Source organism: Paenibacillus sp. LjRoot153, assembly GCF_964253085.1.
Lineage (GTDB): Bacteria > Bacillota > Bacilli > Paenibacillales > NBRC-103111 > Paenibacillus_E.
Genome location: NZ_CAXUQH020000001.1, coordinates 7,120,439 through 7,145,814 on the forward strand (window position 1 = coordinate 7,120,439; position 25,376 = coordinate 7,145,814).

The 25,376-nt window shown below is 45.8% G+C and carries 23 protein-coding genes; 7 read left to right on the top strand and 16 right to left on the bottom strand.

What is annotated here, in order from left to right:
- Positions 1–135 precede the first annotated feature (135 nt).
- Positions 136–1,041, top strand: a complete 906-nt coding sequence (locus tag ACSQ8P_RS30790) for an ArsR/SmtB family transcription factor (RefSeq protein ID WP_436238667.1) — start codon at positions 136–138, stop codon at positions 1,039–1,041.
- A 78-nt stretch (positions 1,042–1,119) separates the two neighbouring features.
- Here the strand turns inward: ACSQ8P_RS30790 and ACSQ8P_RS30795 are convergent, their stop codons facing one another.
- Positions 1,120–2,517, bottom strand: a complete 1,398-nt coding sequence (locus tag ACSQ8P_RS30795) for an MATE family efflux transporter (protein WP_436238668.1) — start codon at positions 2,515–2,517, stop codon at positions 1,120–1,122.
- Positions 2,518–2,675: 158 nt separating this feature from the next.
- Between ACSQ8P_RS30795 and ACSQ8P_RS30800 the strand changes: the two genes are divergently transcribed.
- The 3 genes from ACSQ8P_RS30800 to ACSQ8P_RS30810 are packed head-to-tail and all read left to right on the top strand — an operon-like array spanning position 2,676 to position 5,552.
- Positions 2,676–3,566 carry a helix-turn-helix transcriptional regulator gene (locus tag ACSQ8P_RS30800; protein WP_436238669.1) on the top strand — a complete coding sequence of 297 codons (891 nt, stop codon included), beginning with the start codon at positions 2,676–2,678 and terminating at the stop codon, positions 3,564–3,566.
- Between the two features lie 60 nt (positions 3,567–3,626).
- Positions 3,627–4,826, top strand: coding sequence for an MFS transporter (locus tag ACSQ8P_RS30805; RefSeq protein ID WP_436238670.1), 1,200 nt, complete (start codon positions 3,627–3,629; stop codon positions 4,824–4,826).
- Between the two features lie 48 nt (positions 4,827–4,874).
- Complete coding sequence (locus ACSQ8P_RS30810; RefSeq protein WP_056608336.1) at positions 4,875–5,552, top strand: TIGR00266 family protein; 678 nt, start codon at positions 4,875–4,877, stop codon at positions 5,550–5,552.
- 224 nt (positions 5,553–5,776) lie between these two features.
- Here the strand turns inward: ACSQ8P_RS30810 and ACSQ8P_RS30815 are convergent, their stop codons facing one another.
- Together ACSQ8P_RS30815 and ACSQ8P_RS30820 are read right to left on the bottom strand one after the other, a co-directional pair.
- Positions 5,777–6,187, bottom strand: coding sequence for a MerR family transcriptional regulator (locus ACSQ8P_RS30815; protein ID WP_436238671.1), 411 nt, complete (start codon positions 6,185–6,187; stop codon positions 5,777–5,779).
- The gene (locus ACSQ8P_RS30820) at positions 6,188–7,168 is read right to left on the bottom strand and encodes an aldo/keto reductase (RefSeq protein WP_436238672.1); all 981 of its coding nucleotides are present in this window, start codon (positions 7,166–7,168) and stop codon (positions 6,188–6,190) included.
- Between the two features lie 168 nt (positions 7,169–7,336).
- On the opposite strand from ACSQ8P_RS30820, the gene ACSQ8P_RS30825 reads away from it, so the two are divergent.
- Both ACSQ8P_RS30825 and ACSQ8P_RS30830 read left to right on the top strand, forming a co-directional pair.
- On the top strand, positions 7,337–8,221 hold the full coding sequence (locus tag ACSQ8P_RS30825) for a helix-turn-helix domain-containing protein (protein ID WP_436238673.1): 885 nt from the start codon (positions 7,337–7,339) through the stop codon (positions 8,219–8,221).
- Positions 8,222–8,332: 111 nt separating this feature from the next.
- Complete coding sequence (locus tag ACSQ8P_RS30830; protein WP_436238674.1) at positions 8,333–9,619, top strand: glycoside hydrolase family 27 protein; 1,287 nt, start codon at positions 8,333–8,335, stop codon at positions 9,617–9,619.
- A 47-nt stretch (positions 9,620–9,666) separates the two neighbouring features.
- Here the strand turns inward: ACSQ8P_RS30830 and ACSQ8P_RS30835 are convergent, their stop codons facing one another.
- Positions 9,667–10,230, bottom strand: coding sequence for a TetR/AcrR family transcriptional regulator (locus ACSQ8P_RS30835; protein WP_436238675.1), 564 nt, complete (start codon positions 10,228–10,230; stop codon positions 9,667–9,669).
- Here ACSQ8P_RS30835 and ACSQ8P_RS30840 point away from each other — a divergent pair.
- Positions 10,220–10,825 carry an SDR family NAD(P)-dependent oxidoreductase gene (locus ACSQ8P_RS30840; RefSeq protein ID WP_436238676.1) on the top strand — a complete coding sequence of 202 codons (606 nt, stop codon included), beginning with the start codon at positions 10,220–10,222 and terminating at the stop codon, positions 10,823–10,825. The genes ACSQ8P_RS30835 and ACSQ8P_RS30840 overlap by 11 nt on opposite strands.
- Before the next feature lie 60 nt (positions 10,826–10,885).
- Here ACSQ8P_RS30840 and ACSQ8P_RS30845 read toward each other — a convergent pair whose 3' ends face one another.
- From ACSQ8P_RS30845 to ctaD, 12 genes are all read right to left on the bottom strand, one after another.
- Positions 10,886–12,166, bottom strand: a complete 1,281-nt coding sequence (locus tag ACSQ8P_RS30845) for an ABC transporter permease (RefSeq protein ID WP_436238677.1) — start codon at positions 12,164–12,166, stop codon at positions 10,886–10,888.
- A complete protein-coding gene (locus ACSQ8P_RS30850; protein WP_436238678.1) occupies positions 12,159–13,064 on the bottom strand; it encodes an ABC transporter ATP-binding protein in 906 nt (301 codons plus the stop codon). The genes ACSQ8P_RS30845 and ACSQ8P_RS30850 overlap by 8 nt, the downstream gene beginning before the upstream one ends.
- Before the next feature lie 105 nt (positions 13,065–13,169).
- Complete coding sequence (locus ACSQ8P_RS30855) at positions 13,170–14,795, bottom strand: extracellular solute-binding protein (RefSeq protein ID WP_436238679.1); 1,626 nt, start codon at positions 14,793–14,795, stop codon at positions 13,170–13,172.
- 37 nt (positions 14,796–14,832) lie between these two features.
- Complete coding sequence (locus tag ACSQ8P_RS30860) at positions 14,833–17,193, bottom strand: helix-turn-helix domain-containing protein (RefSeq protein ID WP_436238680.1); 2,361 nt, start codon at positions 17,191–17,193, stop codon at positions 14,833–14,835.
- 147 nt (positions 17,194–17,340) lie between these two features.
- Positions 17,341–18,222: a carbohydrate ABC transporter permease gene (locus ACSQ8P_RS30865; protein ID WP_068663236.1), complete on the bottom strand. Its 882-nt coding sequence runs from the start codon at positions 18,220–18,222 to the stop codon at positions 17,341–17,343.
- 10 nt (positions 18,223–18,232) lie between these two features.
- Complete coding sequence (locus ACSQ8P_RS30870) at positions 18,233–19,189, bottom strand: ABC transporter permease (RefSeq protein ID WP_436239651.1); 957 nt, start codon at positions 19,187–19,189, stop codon at positions 18,233–18,235.
- An 86-nt stretch (positions 19,190–19,275) separates the two neighbouring features.
- Complete coding sequence (locus ACSQ8P_RS30875; RefSeq protein ID WP_436238681.1) at positions 19,276–20,895, bottom strand: extracellular solute-binding protein; 1,620 nt, start codon at positions 20,893–20,895, stop codon at positions 19,276–19,278.
- A 228-nt stretch (positions 20,896–21,123) separates the two neighbouring features.
- On the bottom strand, positions 21,124–21,579 hold the full coding sequence (locus tag ACSQ8P_RS30880; protein ID WP_436238682.1) for a DUF420 domain-containing protein: 456 nt from the start codon (positions 21,577–21,579) through the stop codon (positions 21,124–21,126).
- 16 nt (positions 21,580–21,595) lie between these two features.
- Complete coding sequence (locus ACSQ8P_RS30885) at positions 21,596–22,453, bottom strand: cytochrome c oxidase assembly protein (protein ID WP_436238683.1); 858 nt, start codon at positions 22,451–22,453, stop codon at positions 21,596–21,598.
- Positions 22,454–22,552: 99 nt separating this feature from the next.
- Positions 22,553–22,870, bottom strand: a complete 318-nt coding sequence (locus ACSQ8P_RS30890) for a cytochrome C oxidase subunit IV family protein (protein WP_057315113.1) — start codon at positions 22,868–22,870, stop codon at positions 22,553–22,555.
- On the bottom strand, positions 22,871–23,485 hold the full coding sequence (locus tag ACSQ8P_RS30895; protein WP_436238684.1) for a cytochrome (ubi)quinol oxidase subunit III: 615 nt from the start codon (positions 23,483–23,485) through the stop codon (positions 22,871–22,873).
- The gene (ctaD, locus tag ACSQ8P_RS30900; protein WP_436239652.1) at positions 23,482–25,317 is read right to left on the bottom strand and encodes a cytochrome c oxidase subunit I; all 1,836 of its coding nucleotides are present in this window, start codon (positions 25,315–25,317) and stop codon (positions 23,482–23,484) included. The genes ACSQ8P_RS30895 and ctaD overlap by 4 nt, the downstream gene beginning before the upstream one ends.
- Between the last annotated feature and the right edge of the window lie 59 nt (positions 25,318–25,376).

Consider the following 25,376-nt stretch of genomic DNA (forward strand, 5'->3'; position numbering starts at 1 on the left):
ATATAAATCAGTTAATAAAATCATTATGTTAGTTCATATTAAACAATAAAAAAGGATGAAGATCAAGACCTTTCACCTGATTTTGTTGCATTTACATTTATGTTAATCAGAGGGTACGAGGAAAGAGTTGATGGTATGATTCACACGACAACAGACCGCAAATGGCTGCCCTTATATGAAGCTTTGGCTAGCGATGTGCGGCTTAACATTTTGGAACTATTGGCTGAGGAAGAGATGAACGTGAAGGATTTGGCGCATCGTCTTTCGTTAAGCAGTGCGATCGTGACGATGCATGTCAAAAAGCTGGAGAACGGCGGACTCATTCATACGAAGCTCGTTCGTAAGCAAGGTGGTACGCACAAAATCTGTACATTAGCGCTCTCGCGCATCGACATTCAGCTTCCACAGACCACCGAACAGCAGCGATTATTCAACGAAGTATCTGTACCTGTAGGTCACTATACTCGCTATGAGGTCCATCCGACCTGCGGTTTAGCTTCAGCTGAGCGACTGATTGGTCAGTTTGACGACCCACGATTTTTCTTCGAGCCAGAGCGCATGCATGCCAAAATCCTGTGGTTCGCCAAGGGCTTCGTTGAATATCGCGTCCCCAACTATATGCTTCCAGGTCAGACGTTGGAGGAAATCGAAATCTCGCTGGAAATCGGCTCGGAGGCACCGGGTATCGCAGCCAATTGGCCATCCGATATTCACTTTTATGTCAATGATACATTGCTTGGCTATTGGACAAGCCCTGGCGATTCCGGTGCTGGCCGAGGTCTTCTTACTCCATCTTGGTGGTCGGACTATACGAACCAGTATGGTTGGTTGAAGGTACTACGCATCACCGAAGAGGGGACATACCTAGACGGGCAACAACTTTCCTCGGTTACCATTCAGGACCTTCCCATCTCACGCAACGAGTGGACCTTACGATTAGAAGTACCCGAGCATGCCGAGCATGTCGGTGGATTGACGCTCTATGGGGAAGGCTTCGGCAACTACAATCAGGATATTCGGTTTCGGACTTATCGGAGGTAGGAGCGAGAGAAAGACGGCCAATCTCGCTCCTGTAAGCGTGTTTTTCATCACTACAGGGGGGTGGAGCAGATACATAAGCTAAGCACTATGTACACTCCACTCAGTTCCCTCTTTTCCCCTCGCAGCTTCCAACCCCTTCGTTCTTCCTTCCGCCAAACGCAAATGCTTCTTTCGCCGCCAGCGGATAGCCACCAGAATACCGCGAAGATACTCATCACACATCATTGCAACATAAATGCCCGCTAACCCCCACCCATAATGCAGTCCAAGCACATAAGAGAGACCCGCAGCAACACCCCACATGGAGATCAGCGAAATCACCATATTAAAACGGGTGTCACCTATCGCATTGAGTGCATTACCAAAGCCCATATTGATCATTCTGCCTGGCTGAAGTATCGCTGTTAGCACTAAGCAAGAAAGGGCTAGCTCAATGATCGCTTGGTCTGAACTGAAGAAGCCCAAGAAGCTTTTCCCGATGATCAAAAGAAGAATGCTGTTGCACCCAACCAAGCCCAGCCCAATCCACGTGCCGCGATAACCCGCTCTATACGCCGCCTGCGTTTGCCCAGAACCGAACAGATGCGCAATCTGGATTTGTGCAGATAAGGCAATCGAGTAACCTAACATGAAACAGATGGATTCCAGTGTATTCATATACGTTCTCGCTGCCAAAGCCGCAGCACCCATGGTTGCCAAAAAGCTATAAATCGCGAGCTGCGACAGCACCCAGGACGACATATTGACGCCGAGCGGCCAGCCAATTCGGATTATCTCACTAAACAGCTTCCGGTTAAACACACCAAGATCACGCCATCTGATCCTTCGCTCAAAGATCGAAACAAACATATAGAGAAGCAAACAAGTCGCAAGTAACCGACTCACTAACGTTGAGATCGCAACCCCCGTTAAGCCTAGCTGTGGAAATCCGAAAGCACCATTGATCCAGGCGTAGTTCAACACGACATGGATCACATTCATCCCGATCGCGATAATCATCGGCCCCTTCGTGTTTCCTGTATTCCGAATCGCTGTGCTGAGTGTAGCTGTTAATGCAGTTAATACCATTCCACTGCCGACTATCGAGATATACGTATGAGCTAACGGAATTAAGCGCTCTTCTAATTGAAACAGCCTGGCAAGCGGAACTGCCTCTACATACAGGATCACACTGAGTATCGCACCAATGAATCCACTTATCGTGACCGCCATAATTCCGACCGTTCGTGCGGATTCCTGCTGTTTGGCCCCGATTTTCTGCGCAATGAGTATACCTGCGCCGCTTGCCACTGTCATGAATAAAATCATGACCGCTTGAAAGATCTGGTTCGCTAAGCCAACTACCGCAACCGCATCGTCAGAGACGCGGCTTACCATAAGCGTATCAACTGCCCCCAGGAGCAGCTGCAGCAGTAATTCTACAAATATAGGCCATGCTAGAAACCATAATGAAAATTTGTTTTTCTCAGCCTTCATGTTCACGCCACCATCCAGTATGATTCTCTATTTGTTATGAAAATGAAACTTAGTAGTCAGTTCAAATTATAGCTGTTATAGTTGATTTCATGTATCAACATCGCAACTGAAACTTATACAATTCCAACTTTCATTCTGGATAAAAGTAGGTGGCTTTCATGGCATTTCTTGAAATCACGATCCCTCCTCTACCTCACTATATCGCCAGTGGATTGAACACGATCCCGAAGGGAGGGCAACACCCTAGTCGCAGCAACATCCAAGTCTTTGATCTGCTTATCACAACTTCCGGCTGTTTCTACATCGGTGAGGAGGATGCCCGATTCGAGGTTGGGGTAGGGCAGGCTGTCATTTTACGGCCTGACCGCTACCATTTTGCGACAAAGGTATGCTCCGAGCCAACCCACACCTACTGGCTGCATTTTCATGTAGGCGGTGCATGGGAGTTAATTAATCCTGCTGCCGTTGCTCCTGTCTCCTTTGAGGATCCAGCTCCAGAGGAAACGATGGTGGAAGCTTTCGCTGTGGAACCCTTCACGATGCGTATTCCGCAATTTACGACGCTGCAGCATCCTGAGAAAATGTACGAGGTCTTCGATCAGCTTTTGCAGCTTCAGCCTCGTGCGCATGTGGGCAGTGTTCGTTTTGCCCAGCAGCAGTTATTCCAAGAAATCCTGCATCAGCTGGCCGCATCGGCAGAGACTGATCACACCTCCGCCTCCAGAGCTTGCGCTGAGAAAGCGGCCTCGTACTTAAGGCAGCATTTTCGCGAATCGGTTTCTGCTAAACAGCTGGGGGACGAGCTCAATTTCCATCCCGTATACATAGCTCGCTGTATGCAAAAAGAGTACGGTTGCTCCCCTATTACCTACCTCCTGAAATTAAGAGTGGGACACGCCAAGTTATTGCTCTTGCAAACGGAATTACCCATTGCTCATATTGCCCAGGAGGTTGGCTTTGAGCAGGCTGCTTATTTCGCAGCAAGCTTCACTAAGCTCGAAGGGATGTCACCTCGATCCTATCGTCAGCAGTTTTCACACGGGTCCTAAATACTTGGGTATCAACCCATTTATGATATACTGAGAAAAAAAGGATAAGGAGTCCTCTTCATGGCAACCCCCTTACATTGGAAAAAGTCATTATGGATCCTTTGGGGCGCGAACTTCTCCATTACGTGTGGCATGAATCTAGTTCTTCCGTTCTTACCTCTCTACATCGGGGAGTTAGGGGTTCACGACCTAGGCGATGTTGTCCGTTGGACAGGCTGGATCGTAGCTGCCCAATTCATCACTTCCTTTTTGACTCAGCCACTATGGGGAGCCATTGCGGATCGACGCGGGCGCAAAATCATGCTGCTTCGCGCTGGATTCGGGATGGCCATCGTAACAGCACTTATGGGCATTGTCACATCACCCTGGCAGCTATTATCGCTAAGGTTGCTGAACGGATTCTTCTCGGGCTTCATCTCGATGGCGGTTTCGTTGCAAGCCTCTCTGACACCGCGAGAGCATTCAGGGAAGTCGCTTGGCACGCTGCAAACTGGGGCTATTGCAGGCACACTCATTGGTCCCTTAATTGGCGGCGTGCTGGCAAGCTTTCTCGGGTACCACCATGTGTTCTTCTTCACAGGCGGACTCATGCTATGCGCCAGCCTTATCGTCATGTTGTTCATCAAAGAGGAACGGAAGCCCGCTTCTGACAAAAAAGTGAAACAGAAAACACAGTGGCGCTTGTTTCGACCCTTGCTGCCTGTGTTCGCCGCATCCCTGATCACACAGATCGGAATGATGAGCATCGAACCGATCGTAACGGTGTATGCCAAGACCTTATATACAGGGGCGCACTTGGCTTTTTTTGCCGGACTTATCGTCGCGATCACCGGTATTGCCAATTTATTCGGGGCACCTACATTGGGAAGGCTTGGTGACCGAATCGGTCAACGCATGACGCTGGTCATTGCCCTCGCTATGGCGGCAGTCGCCTTTATCCCGCAGGCTTTTGCCACTAATATCACAATGTTGTTGGTCGGCAGATTCCTGCTCGGACTGTTCATCGGCGGCATGATTCCTTCGTTGAACGCCCTTGTGATGAAGCTTGCAGCCCCGGAGTTTCAAGGTACCGCTTATGGATTCAATACGTCTTCGCTATTCCTTGGCAATCTAATCGGCCCCCTGCTCGGCAGTCATTTGGCAGCTGCGTACGGCTTCACTTCCGTGTTCTATGTCACGATGAGTATTCTGTTAATCTGTGCGGTATTCGTGTATGCGAATCGCAGCTTAGATGCAACCATACGACCCAAAGAGGCGTAGAGAAATAAGGACATTTCTATTCTAAAATAATACTACTGGAGGTTTACGATGAAACACGAAATTTTATATAAAGGCGCATTTCCTATGCTGCGCGTTCAGCTTGAAGCTGGTGAGAATATTAAAGCAGAAGCTGGCGCGATGGTCTCCATGTCCCCGAATATCGAGCTTAAAGGTACGGTGGATGGCGGGATCATGAAAGGACTCGGCCGCATGCTCAGCGGAGAGAAGTTCTTCTTTCAAGAATTAACCCCCAATCGCGGATCAGGTGAGGTTCTACTCGCTCCCGCTGTTATTGGCGACATTGAGGCCGTTGAGCTAGATGGATCGTACAAGCTTTACGTGCAGAAGGACGGCTTCCTTGCCGGCACTTCCGGTATCCAAGTGAACACGAAGATGCAAAATCTAATGAGCGGCTTCATGTCCGGCGAAGGCTTCTTCATCGTGGAAATCAGTGGTAGAGGCACCGTGTTCCTTTCCTCTTACGGCGCGATTCATGCGGTGAACTTAAAACCAGGCGAGGAAGTGCTCATCGATAACGGACACCTTGTCGCTTGGCCGGATTATACGCAGTATACGATTGAAAAAGCCGCTAAAGGCTGGATTTCCAGCCTTACCAGCGGTGAAGGCGTCGTCTGCCGCTTCCGCGGCGAAGGCGTTGTACTCATTCAAACGCGGAATCCGAAGAGCTTCGGCGGTTGGATCAAGCAGCTGCTGCCGGGCAGATAGGCAGCTGACTTGAAAGAAGTGGCTTTCATAAAAAGCCATAATTGGAATGAAAAGGAGCTAAGCGTGTTTGCGCTTAGCTCCTTTTGGCTTTTTGCGGATACCTTCAGTTATTGTGCAATTGTAGCTTCAGCGGGGGCGACATCGGCCAGTTTCGAATGCCCCACCATCTGTAACGGTGAAAAACACCCTTACAGTGCCGAAACGGGCCAGTTTGGAACCCCTCTTTATTTCCCCTTATTTTCTGCGAAATTAACAGGCGAAAATCCAGTTATCTGATGAGCAGTGCCGATCATCTGGTCATATCTATCTATTTTACCCTCTAGTCGCTCAAGGACTATCTGCATATCTGCCATTCTTGTTATGAGTTGTTTATGCTGCTCGACTAGAAGTTCTTTCCTAGACTCCAACGTTTCATCACCCTGTTGATACAGTCGCACGTAATCAATCAACGTTTCAACGGGAAGCCCTACGCCTCGCATACATTTGATAAATTCAACCCATCTGAGGTCTTCTTCCGTATAGTCCCTAATTCCGCTTTTATTGCGGTTCACCCGTGGGATAAGTCCGATTCGTTCATAATAGCGCAGTGTGTCCTGTGATAATTCAAATTTCTCACTTACTTCTGCGATCAACATTTAGATGGCACCAACTACCCGATGTGGAACATACTGTTCTTCCAACGATGTAATTTCTTCAGGTGTTAACGTAACCGAGAGCGAAGCTACCGCATCATCAAGATGAGACATTTTCGTAACACCGATAATCGGTGCTGTTACGGGTTCCTTCTGCAGCAACCAGGCAAGTGCAATTTGCGCGCGAGGAACGCCGCGTTTTTCTGCTATTACTGCAAGTCGATCTACAATTAATCGATCCACATTGGCAAATGCGTCATATTTCATTTTCTGAGCTTGGTCCGTTTCCGAACGGTGCGTGGTTTCCGACCAATCACGCGTTAATCTTCCGGATGCCAGAGGACTGTATGGGATGACGCCGATTTTTTGATCCTTGCAAAGCGGCATCATCTCCCGCTCCTCTTCACGATAAATGAGATTTAAATGATTCTGCATCGACACAAATCGTGACCATCCATTTTTCTCAGCTACATGCAGTGCCTTGAGAAACTGCCATGCGTACATCGCAGAAGCGCCAATGTATCTTGCCTTCCCCGCTTTCACTACATCATGCAAGGCTTCCATCGTTTCTTCGATCGGCGTATGATAATCCCAACGATGGATTTGATATAGGTCTACATAATCTGTTCCCAGTCTCTTAAGACTCTTATCGATTTCACTCAGGATGGCCTTTCGGGAAAGACCAGCCCCATTTGGACCTTGATGCATTCGGAAATGAACTTTTGTCGCGAGGACAATCTCATCACGATTCGCATAATCCTTCAGCGCTCGTCCAACAATCTCCTCGCTTGTTCCATCTGAGTAGATATTTGCTGTATCAAAGAAATTGATTCCAAGCTCGAGCGCTTTTTTAATAATAGGACGACTGCTCTCTTCATTCAGCACCCATGGATGCGTCCACCGCTCTGCTACGCCAAAGCTCATGCAACCAAGACTTATCCGTGATACTTCCAAACCTGTATTTCCAAGTTTCACATAATCCATTTGATTACTCCTCGCTTTCAATAGCTCATAATTCTCACCTTTATAGTTTACTCTCTGGAGTTAACTCCAAGTCAAGCATACATGATTACTTACAAGCAGGACGATCATGGTAATATTGGATAAGACGTATTCGAATTCAAATATTTATACAAGGGGAAACCAGCGATTATGTTAATAAAAGATAACTACGGCGTTTACGGGTACCGTTTCCAAGAAAACCCCGTGCTTCCGCTTTACCAGTTATTTGCCGTTGGTTTTCAGGATATTCGGCAGCAAGAATATGATTGGGACGGCATGAAGCGAATAGACGGGCCCCTATATTTGTTCCAATATACGATTTCCGGACGCGGGAAGATCGAGCTAGACGGCCAACATCACGATGTACCGGAGGGAACTTCCTTTTTGGTTGAAATACCCGGCAGGCATCGCTACTATTTACCTGAGGACAGCTCACATTGGTCGTTCTATTTCGCTTTATTTAGGCAGAGCCATCTGCAGCATTTGTGGAAGGAAATCCTCCAGGAGCTTGGACCGATGCCACAGTTCGAACCCCGCAGCTTAGCCATTCGTCGGCTAGAAACCATCTACTCAGAAGCCCGAATTGGCGCAATAAAAGACGGTTATTACGCATCTTCCCTTGTTTATAGCTTCCTGATGGAGCTTCTTCGAAGCAGCAGTGCGCAACGCCAGGAGCGAAGTAATTGGCCAGAGATCGTTCGACGGGCGGCTGATTATATTGAGATCAACTTTCGAATACTGGAAGGACTTGACCAAATTGCGGAAGCAGCTGGCAGCTCAAAGTACCATCTGGCGCGTACCTTCCATCAAGCGACTAGCTTTTCACCAATGGCCTACACCTCTAAACTCCGAATCGAACTTGCCGTGAAACTGCTTCGTAGCAGCTCTTTAACAGTTGAAGAGATCGCTAGGGAGGTCGGCTACCAAAATGGCAGCTATTTTAGCAAAGTATTCCGCAGTTGGACCGGCTACTCGCCAAGCAGGTTCCGTGAAGGAAAGGAACTTCTTTCAATCGATCAGATCGTATTCAATTAGACACATACCGCAATATTTTACATACGACAGCAAAACATTACGCTAGCTTCCATAACTGCTTCGTCTTATTATATGGCTATTACTTTAATCGAGAAGGGACGAGTTCATCTAATGACTAATCATCACCAATGGGCTGCTATACCGCCGCTCGGCTGGAATAGTTGGGATTGTTATGGCGCAGCCGTTAATGAAGAAGAAGTGCGTGGGAACGCAGACTATATGGCTGAATATCTAAAACCTTACGGCTGGGAGTATGTTGTCGTCGATATACAGTGGTACGAGCCTGGAGCTGTTTCTTCTGCTTATCGTCCTTATGTTCCACTCGAGATGGATGCGTTTTCCCGTCTCATACCGGCCTCAAATCGTTTTCCTTCCGCCGCAGATGGACAAGGTTTCAAGCCATTGGCTGATTACGTTCACGGCCTGGGGTTGAAGTTTGGTATTCATATCATGAGAGGAATCCCACGACAAGCGGTTCATGCTGATACCCCCATACTTGGGACACATGCAAGCGCGCGGTCCATTGCAAAGACGTGGAATGGCGCGATTTGCAAGTGGAATACAGATATGTACGGCGTCGATCCGTCCAAGGAAGGCGCACAGGCCTATTATGATTCATTATTCGAGCTATATGCCTCGTGGGGCGTAGATTATGTCAAAGTCGACGATATCGCAGATTCGTTGCTCTACGGCATTCAACTAGACGAAATTCAACTTATTCGGAAGGCAATAGATAAATGTGGCCGCCCGATGGTGCTGAGCCTATCTCCTGGTCCGGCGCCGCTTGAGTTCGCTGAAGAGTTGAAGGAGAACGCCAACCTCTGGCGTATGACCGATGACTTCTGGGATATCTGGCGACTACTCTATGGCATGTTCGAACGGTGTGAGAAATGGGCACCGCATGTTGGCTCAGGAAATTGGCCGGATTGCGATATGCTGCCTCTCGGTCACATCGGCATTCGTTCTGTTGACGGTGGGGCTAGCGACCGCTGGACGCGATTCACAAAGGACGAGCAGAAAACAATGATGACGCTTTGGGCAATCTTCCGTTCCCCACTTATGTTTGGAGGAGAGCTAAGGGACAATGATGAGTGGACATTGTCACTACTTACGAATGAAGAAGTGCTGGATGTCCTTCGTAACGGACGAGATGCCCGTCAATTGTACCGAGAGAATGAACGTGTTGTCTGGACTTCGAATGGCGCTGACGGTGTTCGTTATGTCGCTTTGTTCAATGCTGGTGATGAAATCCAGACCGTTAAAGTGACACCTTCCCAGCTTGGTACCGATTCGATCGGAAGTGTGCGTGACCTATGGAATCGCGAGGAACTCGGTACGCCACAAGAACTTTCTTTTACACTTGCCCCGCATGCGTCGATGTTGTTGAAGCTTTCTTAGTAAAACAAAAAAGCGATCTCTAGCCATGCTGGCTGAAGGTCGCTTTTTTATTCTAGTTCCTCCCCTACCGATAATTCGGAAGACCGATATCCTCCTAATACTAATAATGAGACCCTCTTGGCAACTTCCTCTTTATTCATTCCTACGTTTCCAGAAGCCCATTGAAAAGCTCCTTCGTGTATGATTTTTGCAAAAATAGGCACATAAACACTCTTCATTATTTCTGTATGCGTGTTTTCTAAACTTTTGGACAAATAGATCTTCAACTCATTTACAATTTTTTCTTTCAATTGAGGTACGACTAAACCTATATAACTGCTGCGACATTGTATTTTCGGTTGTTGATAAAAATCGCATACCGCTAGCACGAGTTGATTCATGCTGTCTTGATCAAATTTCACTACGCCTGAAGTACGTTTTTCGATAGCAGCTGATGCGGAATCCCCCAAAATGTAGTCTAATAATTCATACTTGTCATTGAAGTGTGCATAAAATGTAGCCCGATTAACTTGTGCTCTTTGGGTTATATCCGCTACTGTTTTTTTTTCAAAATCCTTCTCAGATACTAACTGGAAAAAAGCATTTATTAAATGCTGCTTGGTGTGTGTCATTCGTACATTCATCACTTTTGTCGCCATTACCTTCTCCTTACCCGACAATAAAGAGCTAAATATTGAGGTGAAGTCTTACGTAGCGGATGTCACCGATTTGGTTGCGTTAAAACAAGCGATTCAAGCTATTAAGAAAGATTTCGGGTCTATTGATGTGTTAGAATTTAGTCCTTATGCAGGGTGGGGTACATTTACAAATGTGCTAGAAACAACGCCTGAAAGTGTAGTAGAGCAAGTAAACAGCTACTTGCTGCCTGCTGTTCTTTCGGTCAATGAAGTATTGCCAGATATGATGAATAACGGTTCAGGGGCCATTCTGTTTACAACAGGCATATCGGCTATGTTTCCTTTACCTTTTGTCGGGAATGGCGGCATTGTAATGTCGGGGATTCGTAATTATGCTACTAATCTGTACAATGCATTAAAAGAAAAAGGCATATTCGTCGGACATCTTTCAATCGGAACGCTCATACAAGCAGGGACAGCAGGAGATCCAGATGTCATTGCTGAAGCGTGGTACAACTTATACGAGAAAAAGGACCGTTTTGAAGACATCTTCCCACAAGGGTTTGATCCAACTATGCTACCGAAATAACATACAGGAAGAAGACAACTCTGAAACACGGGTGTCTTCTTCCTGTATTGGGTTAACTCCCTACCGATACGCCCGCATCGCCTTGCGCAATTCCTTCAACGTCGGCCGCTTGCCATACATCAGCACGCCGGTGCGGTAGATCTTAGCCGCAAGCCATGCCATCGCGCCGATCGAAAGCAGCTGAATGATGATCGAAAGCGCTACCTGCCAGAACGGCGGGCTGCTCATTCCGATACGTAAGAACATAATCATCGGCGAGAAAAATGGCACGAATGACATCGTCACCACGAACGGGGCATTCGGATAGTTAAGTCCGAAGATCGCAATCATGAACGCCGCTACGATGATATAGGTAACTGGCATAATGGCCGGCCCCACATCCTCAGTGCGGCTGACAAGCGAGCCTATTGCTGCGAAAATCGTCGCATAGATGAAGAAACCGAGTAAGTAAAAAATTAAGAAATAAACGATCAGAGATATTTCTAAATCGCTCCAACTGATATTCAGATCCTTGATGGCCGAGGCATCGCTTAACTGGATATTAAGGACAGAAACGGCGATGAGTACAGCAATTTGTGCTAGAGCCAGCAAGCAAATGCCAATAATTTTACCAAACATCTGCTTCAGCGGTGTCACGCTTGTAATGAGTAATTCCATGACGCGCGTGCTTTTCTCCGCTGTGATTTCTGTTGCAACGAGATTCCCAAATCCAATTGCACCCATGTAAAGCATGAAGAGTAGAATATAAACCAGTATATAAGACAACCTCATTTGGGACTCTGTTTTGCCCGTAACAGCTTGATCCGTTGTGGATATTTGCACGGTTTCCAACGACACAGGTGTTTGGATATCGGTTTTTAGCGTATCTGGCAGACCAGCTCCTTGCAGCACCATATCCGTCTTGATTAGCTGAAGTGCCGTTTGCAGCTTATTTTTTGGTGAGGAATCCAGCGTTCCTGTTGATTTATAGCGCAGCTTCGGGAATCCGCCCTGTTTCCCATCCGTGAACTCTAAGTATCCCTTAATCTTTTTATCTGCGATTTGCTGCTTCCCATACGCCTCATTTGCTTCTACACTGCCTTGATCTGAAAGGGGTACAATTTGTATCTCTGCATTCGGCTGATTGTTATAAAAAGCTTCTAATTTGGACGCCACAATCGCTTGTTGCGTACCAAATACCCCTATTTTCATCGCCTCATCGGAAGAAAAATGCTTAATAATGGCTGGAAGATGGATCAAAAGTGACATGAGGATTAGTAAGATGAGACTCATCACTTGAAACGATTTCGTACGAAAGCGAGACAGGAATGTAAATTTAATGACTGTCCATATACTATTCATTTTGGCTTCCCACCTTCTGGATAAAAATTTCATTCAAGGTTGGCTCCATAATTTGAAAACGCTGCACAGTGGACCGTTCCATCGCGTATTGCAGAATACGCTGCGCGGCTTCCGGTTGTGCGATGCGAAGCTCGTACCCATTTAGCCCTTGGTTCACCGAGGTTACGCCTTGAAGCTTCTCTAACCCCTCTACACTCGTCGCTGTCTCCAGCACAACTCTCTCCTTCGGGAAGCTCGCTTTAATGTCCTTTAAGCACCCTTGAAGAATCGTATTTGAGCGATGCAGCATACAGATATTCTCACAAAGTTCCTCCACATGCTCCATCCGATGACTGGAAAATAAAATCGTTTTCCCTTCATCACGGAGGCTTTTCACCGTTTTCTTCAGCAACTCAACATTCACCGGATCTAGCCCGCTGAAGGCTTCATCTAGAATAAGAATCTCGGGATTATGAATGACCGCTGCAATGAATTGAATCTTCTGCTGGTTCCCTTTGGATAGCTCCTCAACCTTGCGGTTGTAATAGTCAGGAACCTCAAATCTTTCTAACCATATCTTCAAGCTGCGCTCTGCTTCGCGTCGTTTCATGCCCCTAAGTTCAGCTAAGTATAAGATCTGCTCGCTAATTTTAACTTTAGGATATAAGCCACGCTCTTCAGGCAAATACCCCATTAAGCTTCTCAGCTCTTCCCGATATCCCTGTCCGTTCCACAATATGTTACCTTCATCTGGGTATATAAGTCCGAGAACCATCCGCATCGTTGTCGTTTTACCAGCCCCGTTTGCGCCTAACAAGCCGTAAATTTCTCCCTGCTTCACTTGCAGTTGGATCCGATTCACGGCGGTTTTATCCCCGTACTGCTTCGATACTTCTTGAACAATCAAAGGGTATGTCATCAACTGAGCCTGCCTTCCCTCATGAAATTGCTTACGCACACTATTTTACATGAAAATGGAAAAACAATGAATTTTTCTTCGAGAAAACAAAAAAAAGAGAAGCCATCAACGCTTCTCATAGCGATTTAACGCTAACTTTTGGATTTCAATGGCTCGATCAATTTTGGATGCTTTCATCTTACTAACGTAGCTATCGAACGCATCAAGCGGCTCGACGCCGAGAATAATCTTCAGAGACATTTCATCGACGAGTGTCATCACATCCATCATAATGGAAGAAAATTCAGCACTCTCAAGCTCCGTCTTCGGAATTTGCGGTAACGTATACGATTCAACTTGCGTATCCGCCCAGATTCCAATTGCTTTCCTTTGCTCAGGCAAGGTGTAATATTGCTCCACATACCGAACATCCTGAACGAACGGCCCGAAATAGCTTGCTCTCGTATACATTGATAAGGCTTGCGAAGGTGCCAGCTTGTCTGGATTCCGCAGGATCCAATCCGTATAGGTTGGATAACCGTCTTTCAACGTGTAGCTCGTTCCTTCAATCCCGAAATTAAAGAGCATATGACCTTCGTCGCTATAGCCGTAATCAAGTAACTTCGCAGCCTCCGCCGCATGTTGACTATTACTTGATATAGCTACCCCACCGGTACCGACATACGCGTAGCTTTTCTGCCCGAATTTAGGCTTCTCTCCTTTATGCAAGACGGGATAAGGGGCCGCAGCAAACAAAGCCGACTTATTTTTCTCCTCGACAAGTGGCTGCCATTTCCCAATGCCTGCCCCCGCATTCCAAATCGTTGCTCCACTTCGCCCCGTTACCATATTGGAGTCCATCGTTTTGGTATCTACGGAAGCGATATTCTTATCAATTAATCCTTCCTCATACCACCCTCGGAAAGTGGCCAAGAAATCTTGATAGCCCTTCTCCATCGGGCCGTATTTTACCTCACCATGATCCTGATAGAACCCTTTTCGAATCCCATATGCCCCTACAAAAGCGCCGCCCTCAATCCCGAACAGCGGATTCGGCACCCCCAGGAATGTCAATGGAGCTGCAATTCCCTTCTTCTCCTTGAACGCCTTGAGCACCGTATGCCATTCCTCTATCGTGGTTGGCACCTCTAGCCCGAGCTCGTTAAGCCAATCCTGCCGGATAATAGGCCCTTGATAGGTACGAAGCTTATCGTCACCACGAATAAAAGGGAAAACGTAATAGCTGCCATCATCGGTCCGAATTTGCTTATCGATTTCGGGATGATCCTTTAAGTACTTCTTCAGATTAGGTGCATACTTATCAATAACCTCATTCAGTCTCAAAATATAGCCATCTTTGATCGCCTTTTCCGGCCCGCCAGGGAAGCTGTCCCACTCGTACTCCATCATATCGGGCAAGTCGCCAGAGGCTAATAAGACATTCATCGCTTCCTTGGCCTGATTCGCTGATGGCTGTATGAAGGAAAGCTGGACCCCAGTTCGCTTCTGCCATTCTTGGAAAAAGGGAATATCCTTGAATTTCGCTTTCACACTCGCGGCATTCCCATTCAGCTCTGACCAATAGGTCAGCTTCGCAGCTGCTGGCACAGACGGCTCCTTATCCTTGGCCGTAGCTGTAGGCTGCCCTGACGGTGTCGTAAGATTCGTCGGGCTCTCAGATGAGCATGCCGTCAGTCCAAGGGTGATTATACTTAGAAGTAATAGCGTCTTACTGCTGGCTCGTCTGCTCATTCCGTTCCCCTCCCCGCATCTGATCGTGTTACCCTCATCAGTTCATTTCCTTATATTTCCCAGGCGTTATTCCCTCGTATTTCTTGAAAACACGAATAAATGTAGCCACTTCATTATAGCCAACTAGCCGCGCGATCTCCGAGATCGAATCTTGCTTATAGCTGATCATCTTCTTCGCTTGTTGAATGCGGTATTTTGTAATGTAGTCGAGTAAACCCTCACCTGTCTGATCCTTGAATAATTTGGACACGTAGCTGCCTCTTAAGGCAAAGTTTTCACCAATCGTATTCACATTCAAATTAGCGTCTTGATATTGCTCCTCGATAAATTGCATAACTTTCGCGATTAGCTCGCGCAAGGTTTCCGTGCGTTCTTTCGTCTGGTTCGCTTCTATTTTGGAAGCGGCAAACGCGCATACCTCTCTGAGCAGCAGCTGCAGCTCTTGCTGCATTTCCAGGATAGTGTCGCAGGCAATGATTTTATCCATCCATAACGGGTTGTCCCCTAGCCAAGGCTGCGTAGTTCCGTCCCCAATCTCATTCATCGCTTTCACCATCGTACCTACAAGATTGAAGATAAGACATCTGGCCAAAGTAAGCGACACCAGCGGCTTATCGAAATTGCGCCCCATAATCTCGTTCATACTAGCTGAAGCTTGATCAATATCTCCCGTTTTGATGAGATTAATAATTTGCTGCTCCACTTGGAGCGGATAGTAATAACCCAGCTGCAGCTTATCTGCCGTGTCGATACGGATCTCATCGTAGGTGATGATCTCTCTTTTCCCTCTAACCATCTTATATTCCATCGCGTCCAAAGCTTCACTGTATGCCTCGGCAACGCCAATGAAAGAAGGGTGAACACCGCTGATGGAGATCGTTAAATCCATATGGAACCTTGTTAGGAACCGCTGTGCTTCTGCGGCAATCCAATCCAGATCGACCTTTCGCTCTGCCGCATCCGCTTCTGCAAAGTTCACCAAACAAACCATCATGTCATCGATCTCAGCCACATAACCGGCATGCTGGCGATGACCGACGAGCTCTTCAACGACATTCGTGATAATGAACTGCATTAATTTTCTGCGTTCACTGATGTCCATACCTGGCAAATTCGTAGATATACTATCGGAATTCTCAACCGCAAACAGGATAACTGCGAAATGATTCGAAATCAAATCCATATGAAAGGTTTTGAAAGCTTCCTCGTACGAAACGAGCGAATCAATTCGCCCCTTCAACAGCCGATTTAACATATTCGAACGGAGTACGTGATGGTGAGATTGCAGCTGCAGCGCTATTTGATCCTTCTCATTACGCGTATGCGAGATCACTTTCTGAATGAAATGCAGTTCATTCCCATCTGCGCGTTCTTCAAAGGCATTTTTGTCAGAAATCGATTGAACCAAACGTTGGATCGGTGAGTAGTTACGGCGCAGAAAGAACCACGTTAGCACCGCTGCACCAAATAAGCTGATCAGTATGCTGATATAAGTAAACTTGCGGACATACTCCGCTTTTTCCCAATACATACGGCTTGGAATGATCAGTACATATTTCAAATCAGAAACAGCCGATTGAATATAGAAAAGCTCTGATTCTCCATCCTGCGAAGGTTTATACGTCACATTATCCTCATCCGGCAATTGCTCCAAAATGAGATTCTTATTCACCGTCACAGGGACATTGGAGAGGAGAACTTGATTGTCATGATTAAGGATGACGATTTGCCCACCGCTGAACCCTGAAATGCTTTCAATTGCCTTCTCGAACCGTTCCCTATCAGCCATCACAACGACTGTACCTGTCTGCTTACCATTCAAATCCTTGGGCAGGTGTGTGACATACGCGATGGAGGAGGCAGACGGACCTGCATCTACACGGGGAAGGATCAAAAATTGGTTATTCGTAGCTTGGTGGATCGTATCCAGCCATTGTTCATACCGGAGGGTACCTGTATTGTGGATCGTATCAAACGCTGTATGCAGATCTCGCATATTGCCTGGACGGAGAATTGAAGCCTCCTGATCCCAAGTCACATAAAATTCATCGATCGTCGCATATGAGGTTTGATACATCCGAAACTCTTTTACGAGCTGAAAAGCCAGATATTGATCATCATTTGTTCGTATATTGGTGTACATCAGACTTTGAAGTTTAGCATTCCAAGTAATTTCCATATTCAACCGTTTCATCAAATCGAATTGCGTGTCGATCGTGTAACGGACTTGTTTCAGCAATGAATCATTCGCACGATGAATTTCACTCTTTAATGCATGACTAGACTGCGAGTATATGAGGATGCTCATCAGCATAGGTACGAATAATACGGCACTGTAGGATAACAACCAGGTAAATATAATACTTTTTCTTTTGGGCCAAAAAAATCGAAGCTTCACATGGATCTCCTCCCGCTGCGCCACCTTGAAAATTCCTCTGAAGGGATTGTCTCCTTCACTCTATTATACCTCTGTTCGCAAGGGGAGGAATGTCCAAAATGACAAATCCGATTGATAAAAGCGCTACTAGGTCCCTATTTACATGGTCTATCCCTTCAGGGAACCTACCATAACCCCTTTGACAAAGAATCGTTGTACAAATGGATAGACACACAGAATTGGCAATGTCGCCACGACGATCGTCGCATATTTAATGGTTTCCCCAATCTGGAAGCGATCACCCGCATCGGCTCCCACGGACATACCATCTGTTGAGTTGGAAATTAAGATTTCTCTGAGAACGAGCTGCAGCGGAAAGAGGTCGCGATTTTTGATAAAGATCGATGCGTAGAACCAACCATTCCATTTATCTACCGCATAGTACAGAATCATGACGGCAATGACGGGCATGGACAGCGGGATGATGATTCGGAACAAAATCGTAAAGTGATTGGCCCCATCGATTTTGGCCGACTCCTCTAGGCTGTCTGGTATCGCCATAAATGCTGTTCGCATAATAATCAAATTAAATGTGCTAATGGAGAATGGAATAATCGTCGCCCATAGGGTGTCGAGCAAGCCTACATTTTTAACGATCAAATAGAGTGGGATTAAGCCCCCATGGAAGAACATTGTGATCACGATAATGATCATAAATGCCTTATTCCAGATGACATTTTTTCTAGATAGCACGTATGCACCTAATGCTGTCATCAGAAGGTTGACGATAACACCAGCAACCACAATAAACATGGTGTTTCGGTAACCGATGAGAATTCCGGGGTTCTTCATAACCCCTTTATAGGCTTCCCAACTAAAGCCAAGTGATTTATATAAAATCCCTTTGTGAGCAACTAATTCATTCGCATTACTGAACGAAGCAAATAAAACGTAAAGCAAAGGGTACAACGTAACTACTACAAGTAGCGTCAAAATCAAATGAATAGCAATATCGAATAGTCTTTCTACGAAACTAGGTCCTTTTCTCATCAACATCACCTCACCATAAGCTGCTTTCATTTACTTTACGACTAATATAATTCGCTGTAATGAGTAGGATTAAATTGATAATGGAATTAAATAAGCCAACAGCTGAGCTGTAGCTCCATCCAAACTCCAGCAACCCTTTGCGATAGACGAAAGAGGAAATCACGTCTGCCGTTTCATACGTGACAGGATTATAGAGCAGAATGATCTTCTCAAAGCCCACGTTCAACAAATTACCCATACGCAAAATAAACATAATCGCAATAGTCGGCATAATACCTGGCAATGTGATGTATACCATCTGTTTCCAGCGACTTGCGCCATCCATGCGTGCAGCTTCATACTGTTCCGTATCAATACTCATTAATGCTGCAATATAAATAATAGATTCCCATCCAATTCGCTGCCAAATCTCGGATAAAATGTAGATCGGTCGGAACAACTCCGCTTTCTGCAGCATGGCTTGCCCGTCATACCCGAAGGACATTGCGATATTGTTAATAACCCCATCCGCATTCGTAAAGTCCGTAATGATCCCACAAATAACAACAAGCGATATAAAATAAGGCATATACGTAATCGTTTGTGCAACGCGTTTGAACGTCTTACTCCGTACCTCATTAATCAAGAGGGCCAAAATAATCGGAGCAGGAAACTCAAATACCAAAGAGTACAAGGAGATAACCAGCGTATTTTTCAATATGCGCCAAAAGTAAAACGAGCTGAAAAAATCATGAAAATGCTTAAAACCTACCCAATCACTTCCTAGAATTCCCTTCATTGGTGAATATTCTTTGAAGGCAATTAAGGCACCATACATCGGTGCATAATGAAAAATCAAATAATAAGCGAGCACGGGTACCATCATCAGGTACAAGTACTTATTGGCGATAAAATCACGGATATATCGATTTGTCCCCGTTCGTTGCTTCGTTAGCGTTACGCCCTCCAGTGGCTGTGTATTCGCCATCTCCATCTCCATCCTCACCCTCTCACCAGTTTACTTGTAGAAGAGGGAGATTCTAGATCCCCCTCATCTCGCCATGCTTATCAAACTTATCGCTTGTTATAGCGATCTAATGCTGCTTGCTGAATCTCGATAGCGCGGCTTAAATTCAGAGATTTCATTTTATCCACATACTTCTCAAAGCCATCTACGGGCTCGTTGCCCAAAATGATTTTCAGCGTCATTTCATCCACTAACGTGTTCATGTCGCCCATGATTTTCGCATATTCGGAGCTTTCTTCCGGTGTTGGTGTAAGCGGCGGCAAGCTGTATTTGGCCGTATCGGTTTTCTTCCACACATTGATGGCATCACGTTGGGTTGGCAGTACAAAGAACTGTTCCGCATAACGCTTGTCTTGGATAAATGGACCATTGTAGCTGCCGCGAATATACATGGACATCGCTTGTGCAGGTGCTAACTTATCTGGATTCTTCATCAGCAAATCGGTGTATTTCGGATAGCCATCCACCATCGAGTAGCTAACACCCTCTGTCCCGAAGTTAAAGAACATGTGACCAGCTTCACTGTACCCATAATCCAGCATCTTCACAGCTAATTCTGGATTCTTGGACTTCGCTGTTACCGCGACAATGCCTCCAGAGGAATACGGGTTATCCTTTTGACCAAATTTCGGCGTATCGCCTTTCTTAAGTACCGGATATGGCGCTGCTACCAGTTGTGCTTTAGGATCTTTGGCCTGGACTAGTGGCTGCCATTTGCCCATACCACCGCCTGCGTTACCAATACTTGCCCCTGTCGCTCCCGTTGCGAAGCTGCCATCCAAAGCCTTCGTATCCACTGTAGCAATGTTCTTATCTAGCAAGCCATCTTGATACCATTGGTGGAACGTCTTCAAGTACTCTTTGAAGCCACTTTCCGATGGTCCGAACTTGATTTTCCCATTATCCAAATAGAAGCCGCGGTTCAAGCCAAAGGCTCCTAAGAATGCACCGTTGTACGATTCATTAAAAAATCTAGGTTTGCTGATAAAGGATAGTGGCGCTGCTGCACCTTTCTTCTCTTTAAAAGCCTTCAATGTCGTTGTCCAGTCATCAATCGTTTCAGGTACTGGTAGTCCTAACTCATCTAGCCAGTCTTTTCGAATCATCGGGCCTTGGAAAACCTGCAGATACTCATCTCCACGAATGAAAGGGAACGCATAATAGCTGCCGTTATCTGTTTTCACCATTTTGTCGACGTCTGGATGCTCTTTGAGGTATTTCTTCAGGTTTGGCGCGTATTTATCAATCAGATCATTCAATTTCAAAATGTAACCATCTTTAATGGCTTTCTCAGGTCCACCTGGGAAGTCACTCAAGAAGTTGTATTCGATCATATCCGGCAAATCTCCAGATGCCAGCATCACGTTTAACGCTTCTTTGGCTTGTCCCGTAGGCGGTGCTAAAAATTTAAGCGGAACTCCCGTTTTCTTCTGCCACTCTTGGAAAAAGGGGACATCCGCATGTGTCGTTTTCACACCTGTTAAGTTCCCATTCAACTCACCCCAATAGGTCAGGGTTTTATCTGTTGTCATCGGATACGTCGTCGCGGTAGTTGTTGCTGGTGACTGTGACTCACTCGTTGTTGTCGTCGATTCCGTCTTCGAGGAACAGGCAATGGCTGTACCCATCATCATGACAATCATGGTTGACGCTAAGATTTTCTTCATTCGTTGACCCTCCACTACATGTTATGGTGAGATGCATCTCTTCCTTAAGCGTAGTGGAATCAAGTGGATTAACCTATGAGCAATATGAAGAATGGCATGCTCATTTCGTCATGTTAAATTGTTGATTTCAACAAACCGATGGGCGAAATCACAAAATCAACCCTTATAAAGACAAAAAAATAGCACGGAACGATGATCTTACACATCATTCCGTGCTATATCTATTCTTTACAAACCAAAAATGGCATCAATGACTGGCTTCGTAGTTCCGCCTGGATACAAGACATACAACAATACGTAAACCATCACACCTGTAGGAGCTGTTAGCAGCCACACAAATGCGGCAACTTTACCGATTTTCTTATGTTTAAGGAACTTCTTTTTGTAAGCGAACCAAAGCGTTATGAGGCCAAGAACGCCTCCTATTGTAGCCAACGTGATATGGAAGAACAAGAACAAATGGTAAGGCAACTTTAAGCTTTCCGGCCCACCAAATGCCGTGTTTCCTTCAAATAAGGTACGAGACATGTAGATGATAAAAAAGGCTAAAGCGAAAATCGCGCCCAGAACCATCAGCTTTTCATGCGTATCCCGGTTCCCTTTGACGATATGATACCATCCGAACCCAACAAAAATGGCACTAATCACAATAAACATCGTAGAAATCGTGGGTAATATGTGCATCTTTCTAATCCTCTCTCTAAGCGCGATTCCAGTTCCCGCCTTGATTATTCAAACTATCTTGTGATGGAATAGGATCCAATTCATCCTCATCCTTGCGCTCTCTGCGATACCAGCGGAAGAAAATATAAGCTAATGTAGTACCATAGATAATCTCTTGCAATATCTTCATGATTACACCACCGAGCTGTTGATCATCGATCGGTGACAAATGAGCAAAAGGAACAGTGACGTTGTCATACATATCGTAAATAATCGAATCCGCAAAAATGATAAGCGCACATGCGGGCGTCAGCAAGACACCATTTCCGAAAATATATGCCATCTTCTTCAAATCGTTCAAGCGATTCAGCTCAGGAAGCGGACAAAATACCGGGAACCACATAATAAAGGCCGTCACTAAGAGCATCGTATGATAAGCAAGAAGCGGTACATCATTCTTCATCAAGTAATCCATAATAAAAGGCATATGGTAGATGGAGAAAAGCATATTGAACATGAATAATGCGATCAGAGGCCGAGTGAAGAAGGAAAATAAACCGCGAAACACGATATTTTTCATGCAAGAACGAACCAACCAAGCCGGTGTTCCTAACCAAATGAAGATCGGCACAATCAAGTAAAGAATCGTTTGTTGCAGCATATGCATACTGAACAAGTAGTGATGCCCAATATAGTTTATTGGACTTCCTTGCCCAATATAGAATAAGACTAGCCCTGCGTAGAAGAGAAGCTGCTGTGAGATCGAAAGTGGCTCTGATTTCGCAGCGCTCCCATTCCCATTCACGACAAATCGACCATAACTATATCCGATCACGACGACGATCAACAATAAAACAGGATTCCACAAATCAAAAAATCCACCAATCTGACTCATACCTGCATCTATCTCCTTTCAAGCTGACTACTTCCGAATAACTCTACTTAAAAAAAGAGGAGGCACTTTGTCTAGACAAAGTTGCCTCTTCTATCTTTTTTACCACCAAACCCAATATACGGCTGTGATTACACCGGTAAGAGCAACGAATGCTCCTGCGAAGATAAAGATTAGAGGGAACAAATGTCCTCTCTCTTTGGCATGCATCCAGAAAAGTAACTGAACGAGTGCTTGCACGATCCCAAGGGATACGATGAAAATCAAGATAAACGAACGATCCAAATCTCCGTAAAGTACGACAGCGAATGCCAACATCGTGAGTAGAATCGAGATAATGTAAGTCAAATAGTGATTCACAGGTGAATCGTGCTTAACCCGCTTGCTAGGTGCGTGTGTATCATGAGAATTGCTGCTCATTTAGTGACCCACCTTCCCCATCAGATAAACAACTGTGAAGATAAATACCCAGACTAAGTCGATAAAGTGCCAGTACAGGGATGCGACATAAAACTTAGGTGCCGTAACAACTGTAAGACCTTTCTTGAGTCCTTGCAAAATCAACAGAGTAATCCAGCAAACACCGAATGCTACGTGAGCACCGTGGAAGCCAACCAACGTATAGAACGAGGTAGCAAAAGCACTTGTAGTAAACTTATGTCCTTCGTGAACATACTCGAAAAACTCGTAGATCTCCATTCCTAAGAAGGAAAGACCGAACAGAACAGTAACTGCCAACCAAGCCAGCAATTGACCTACTTTTTGACGGTGCATCGCAATAATCGCGAATACACTCGTCAAGCTGCTTGTCAAGAGAATGAACGTTGACCAACCAACCGTTTTAAGCTTGAAAATCTCTTCGGCAGTTGGGCCATCCGGAACAGAGTTCCGAAGGGCAATGTAAGTTGCGAATAAGCAACCGAACAATACAACCTCAGCGCCGAGGAAAAGCCAGAAACCAAGAACTTTATTTTTCCCTTCGAGGGTAGCCGTTTCCGGATTAGCAGGCAGTGCGCCCGTGTGATGACTACTCATGCCTTTACCCCCTTATGATCGTCTTCAAGTTCTTCCGGCTCAATATGCCAACCGTGGTCGTCATATACGGAACGCAAGAACATGGCAATGAAAGTAACTACGATACCTGCAGCAGCTACATAGTAGTTTTTGTACATAAAGCCGAAACCAGCGATGAACAAACCAACAGACATCACAAGTGGCAAGATCGATGCCGAAGGCATGTGGATCGAACCAATTGGCTCAGCTGGTGTCATTTGCTTGTTACCAGCCATTTTTTCTTTCCAGAAAGCATCTAAACCGCGAACAAGCGGAGTTTGTTTGAAGTTATACTCAGGTGCAGGTGATGGAATTGTCCACTCCAAGGAGCGTCCATCCCACGGATCTGCAGGAGCTGTCATTGGTTTTCTTGCTGTAGAGATAATGTTGATGAGGAACACCAACGTACCAATACCCATTAAGAATGCACCAACCGTTGAAACTAAGTTACCGACTTCGAGATCGTATCCTGGCTGATACGTAAAGACACGTCGCGGCATCCCCATTAGTCCCAAGAAATGCTGCGGGAAGAATGTCAGATGGAAGCCGATGAAGAACAACCAGAAATGCAGTTTACCTAAACCTTCACTTAGCATACGACCGAACATTTTCGGCCACCAGTAGTAAAGACCTGCGAACAAACCAAGCACTAGACCACCAACGATAACATAGTGGAAATGCGCTACTACGAAATACGTATCGTGATACTGAAAGTCAGCCGCTGGAATCGCAAGCATAACCCCTGTAGTTCCACCCATAACGAATGTTGGAATGAACGCTGTTGCGAAGATATTCGCTGTTGTGAAACGGATTTGACCACCCCATAGTGTGAACAACCAGTTGAAGATTTTCACACCTGTTGGAACAGCAATCGCCATCGTAGCAATCGCGAAGATCGAGTTCGCTACTGGGCCCAGACCTGCTGTAAACATATGGTGAACCCAAACCATGAATCCTAAGAAACCAATTAGCACTGTTGCAAATACCATGGAGCTGTATCCGAACAGACGTTTTTTCGAAAAAGTAGAAACGATCTCAGAAATAATACCGAAGGCTGGAAGAATCAGAATGTAAACTTCGGGATGCCCAAAAATCCAGAACAAGTGTTCCCAAAGCACGTTGTTACCGCCTCTGGCAGCATCAAAGAATGCACCACCGAAAACGCGGTCAAACATAAGTTCAACCAATGCGACCGTAATCGCAGGGAAAGCAAGAACGATCAAACCTGAAGTTACAAAAGCAGACCATGTAAACATAGGCAAACGCATGTATGTAAGCCCAGGAGCACGCATGTTGATAATCGTTACGAGGAAGTTAATCCCCCCGATTAGCGTACCGATACCTGCAATTTGCAAACCAAGAACGTAGAAGTCAGTTCCTTGCAAATTGCCTTCAAGAGTTGCCCCCCAGTTTGAATCGGTGATCGAGGATAAAGGTGCATATCCTGTCCAACCCGCATCTGGAGCTCCTCCTAAGAACCAACTAGTGTTCATTAGCACACCGCCGGCGAAGAACAACCAGAAACCAAGCGAGTTAACGAATGGGAACGCAACGTCCCTTGCACCAATTTGTAGTGGTACGATGGCATTCATGAAAGCGAAGATGACCGGCATTGCCGCAAAGAAAATCATCGTTGTTCCGTGCATCGTTGTTAATTGGTTAAATGAATCTCCAACGAAAATTTGTTGATCAGGATAAGCGAGTTGTATCCGAATCAAGATCGCTTCAAGTCCTCCTACAAGGAAGAAGAAGCCGCCCGCTAGTAAATACAGGATACCGATTTTCTTATGATCGACAGTAGTAAGCCAATCCATAAGCCCGGTATGTTTTTTTACTGGATGAGAGTGAGCCAACGTATGAACCTCCTTTACAT

Bases quoted from the DNA above. Each gene is read 5' to 3' on its own strand.
- ACSQ8P_RS30790 (WP_436238667.1), top strand. From the start codon at position 136: ATGATTCACACGACAACAGACCGCAAATGGCTGCCCTTATATGAAGCT.
- ACSQ8P_RS30795 (WP_436238668.1), bottom strand. From the start codon at position 2,517: ATGAAGGCTGAGAAAAACAAATTTTCATTATGGTTTCTAGCATGGCCT.
- ACSQ8P_RS30800 (WP_436238669.1), top strand. From the start codon at position 2,676: ATGGCATTTCTTGAAATCACGATCCCTCCTCTACCTCACTATATCGCC.
- ACSQ8P_RS30805 (WP_436238670.1), top strand. From the start codon at position 3,627: ATGGCAACCCCCTTACATTGGAAAAAGTCATTATGGATCCTTTGGGGC.
- ACSQ8P_RS30810 (WP_056608336.1), top strand. From the start codon at position 4,875: ATGAAACACGAAATTTTATATAAAGGCGCATTTCCTATGCTGCGCGTT.
- ACSQ8P_RS30815 (WP_436238671.1), bottom strand. From the start codon at position 6,187: ATGTTGATCGCAGAAGTAAGTGAGAAATTTGAATTATCACAGGACACA.
- ACSQ8P_RS30820 (WP_436238672.1), bottom strand. From the start codon at position 7,168: ATGGATTATGTGAAACTTGGAAATACAGGTTTGGAAGTATCACGGATA.
- ACSQ8P_RS30825 (WP_436238673.1), top strand. From the start codon at position 7,337: ATGTTAATAAAAGATAACTACGGCGTTTACGGGTACCGTTTCCAAGAA.
- ACSQ8P_RS30830 (WP_436238674.1), top strand. From the start codon at position 8,333: ATGACTAATCATCACCAATGGGCTGCTATACCGCCGCTCGGCTGGAAT.
- ACSQ8P_RS30835 (WP_436238675.1), bottom strand. From the start codon at position 10,230: ATGACACACACCAAGCAGCATTTAATAAATGCTTTTTTCCAGTTAGTA.
- ACSQ8P_RS30845 (WP_436238677.1), bottom strand. From the start codon at position 12,166: ATGAATAGTATATGGACAGTCATTAAATTTACATTCCTGTCTCGCTTT.
- ACSQ8P_RS30850 (WP_436238678.1), bottom strand. From the start codon at position 13,064: ATGACATACCCTTTGATTGTTCAAGAAGTATCGAAGCAGTACGGGGAT.
- ACSQ8P_RS30855 (WP_436238679.1), bottom strand. From the start codon at position 14,795: ATGAGCAGACGAGCCAGCAGTAAGACGCTATTACTTCTAAGTATAATC.
- ACSQ8P_RS30865 (WP_068663236.1), bottom strand. From the start codon at position 18,222: ATGAGAAAAGGACCTAGTTTCGTAGAAAGACTATTCGATATTGCTATT.
- ACSQ8P_RS30870 (WP_436239651.1), bottom strand. From the start codon at position 19,189: ATGGCGAATACACAGCCACTGGAGGGCGTAACGCTAACGAAGCAACGA.
- ACSQ8P_RS30875 (WP_436238681.1), bottom strand. From the start codon at position 20,895: ATGAAGAAAATCTTAGCGTCAACCATGATTGTCATGATGATGGGTACA.
- ACSQ8P_RS30880 (WP_436238682.1), bottom strand. From the start codon at position 21,579: ATGCACATATTACCCACGATTTCTACGATGTTTATTGTGATTAGTGCC.
- ACSQ8P_RS30885 (WP_436238683.1), bottom strand. From the start codon at position 22,453: ATGAGTCAGATTGGTGGATTTTTTGATTTGTGGAATCCTGTTTTATTG.
- ACSQ8P_RS30890 (WP_057315113.1), bottom strand. From the start codon at position 22,870: ATGAGCAGCAATTCTCATGATACACACGCACCTAGCAAGCGGGTTAAG.
- ACSQ8P_RS30895 (WP_436238684.1), bottom strand. From the start codon at position 23,485: ATGAGTAGTCATCACACGGGCGCACTGCCTGCTAATCCGGAAACGGCT.
- ctaD (WP_436239652.1), bottom strand. From the start codon at position 25,317: ATGGATTGGCTTACTACTGTCGATCATAAGAAAATCGGTATCCTGTAT.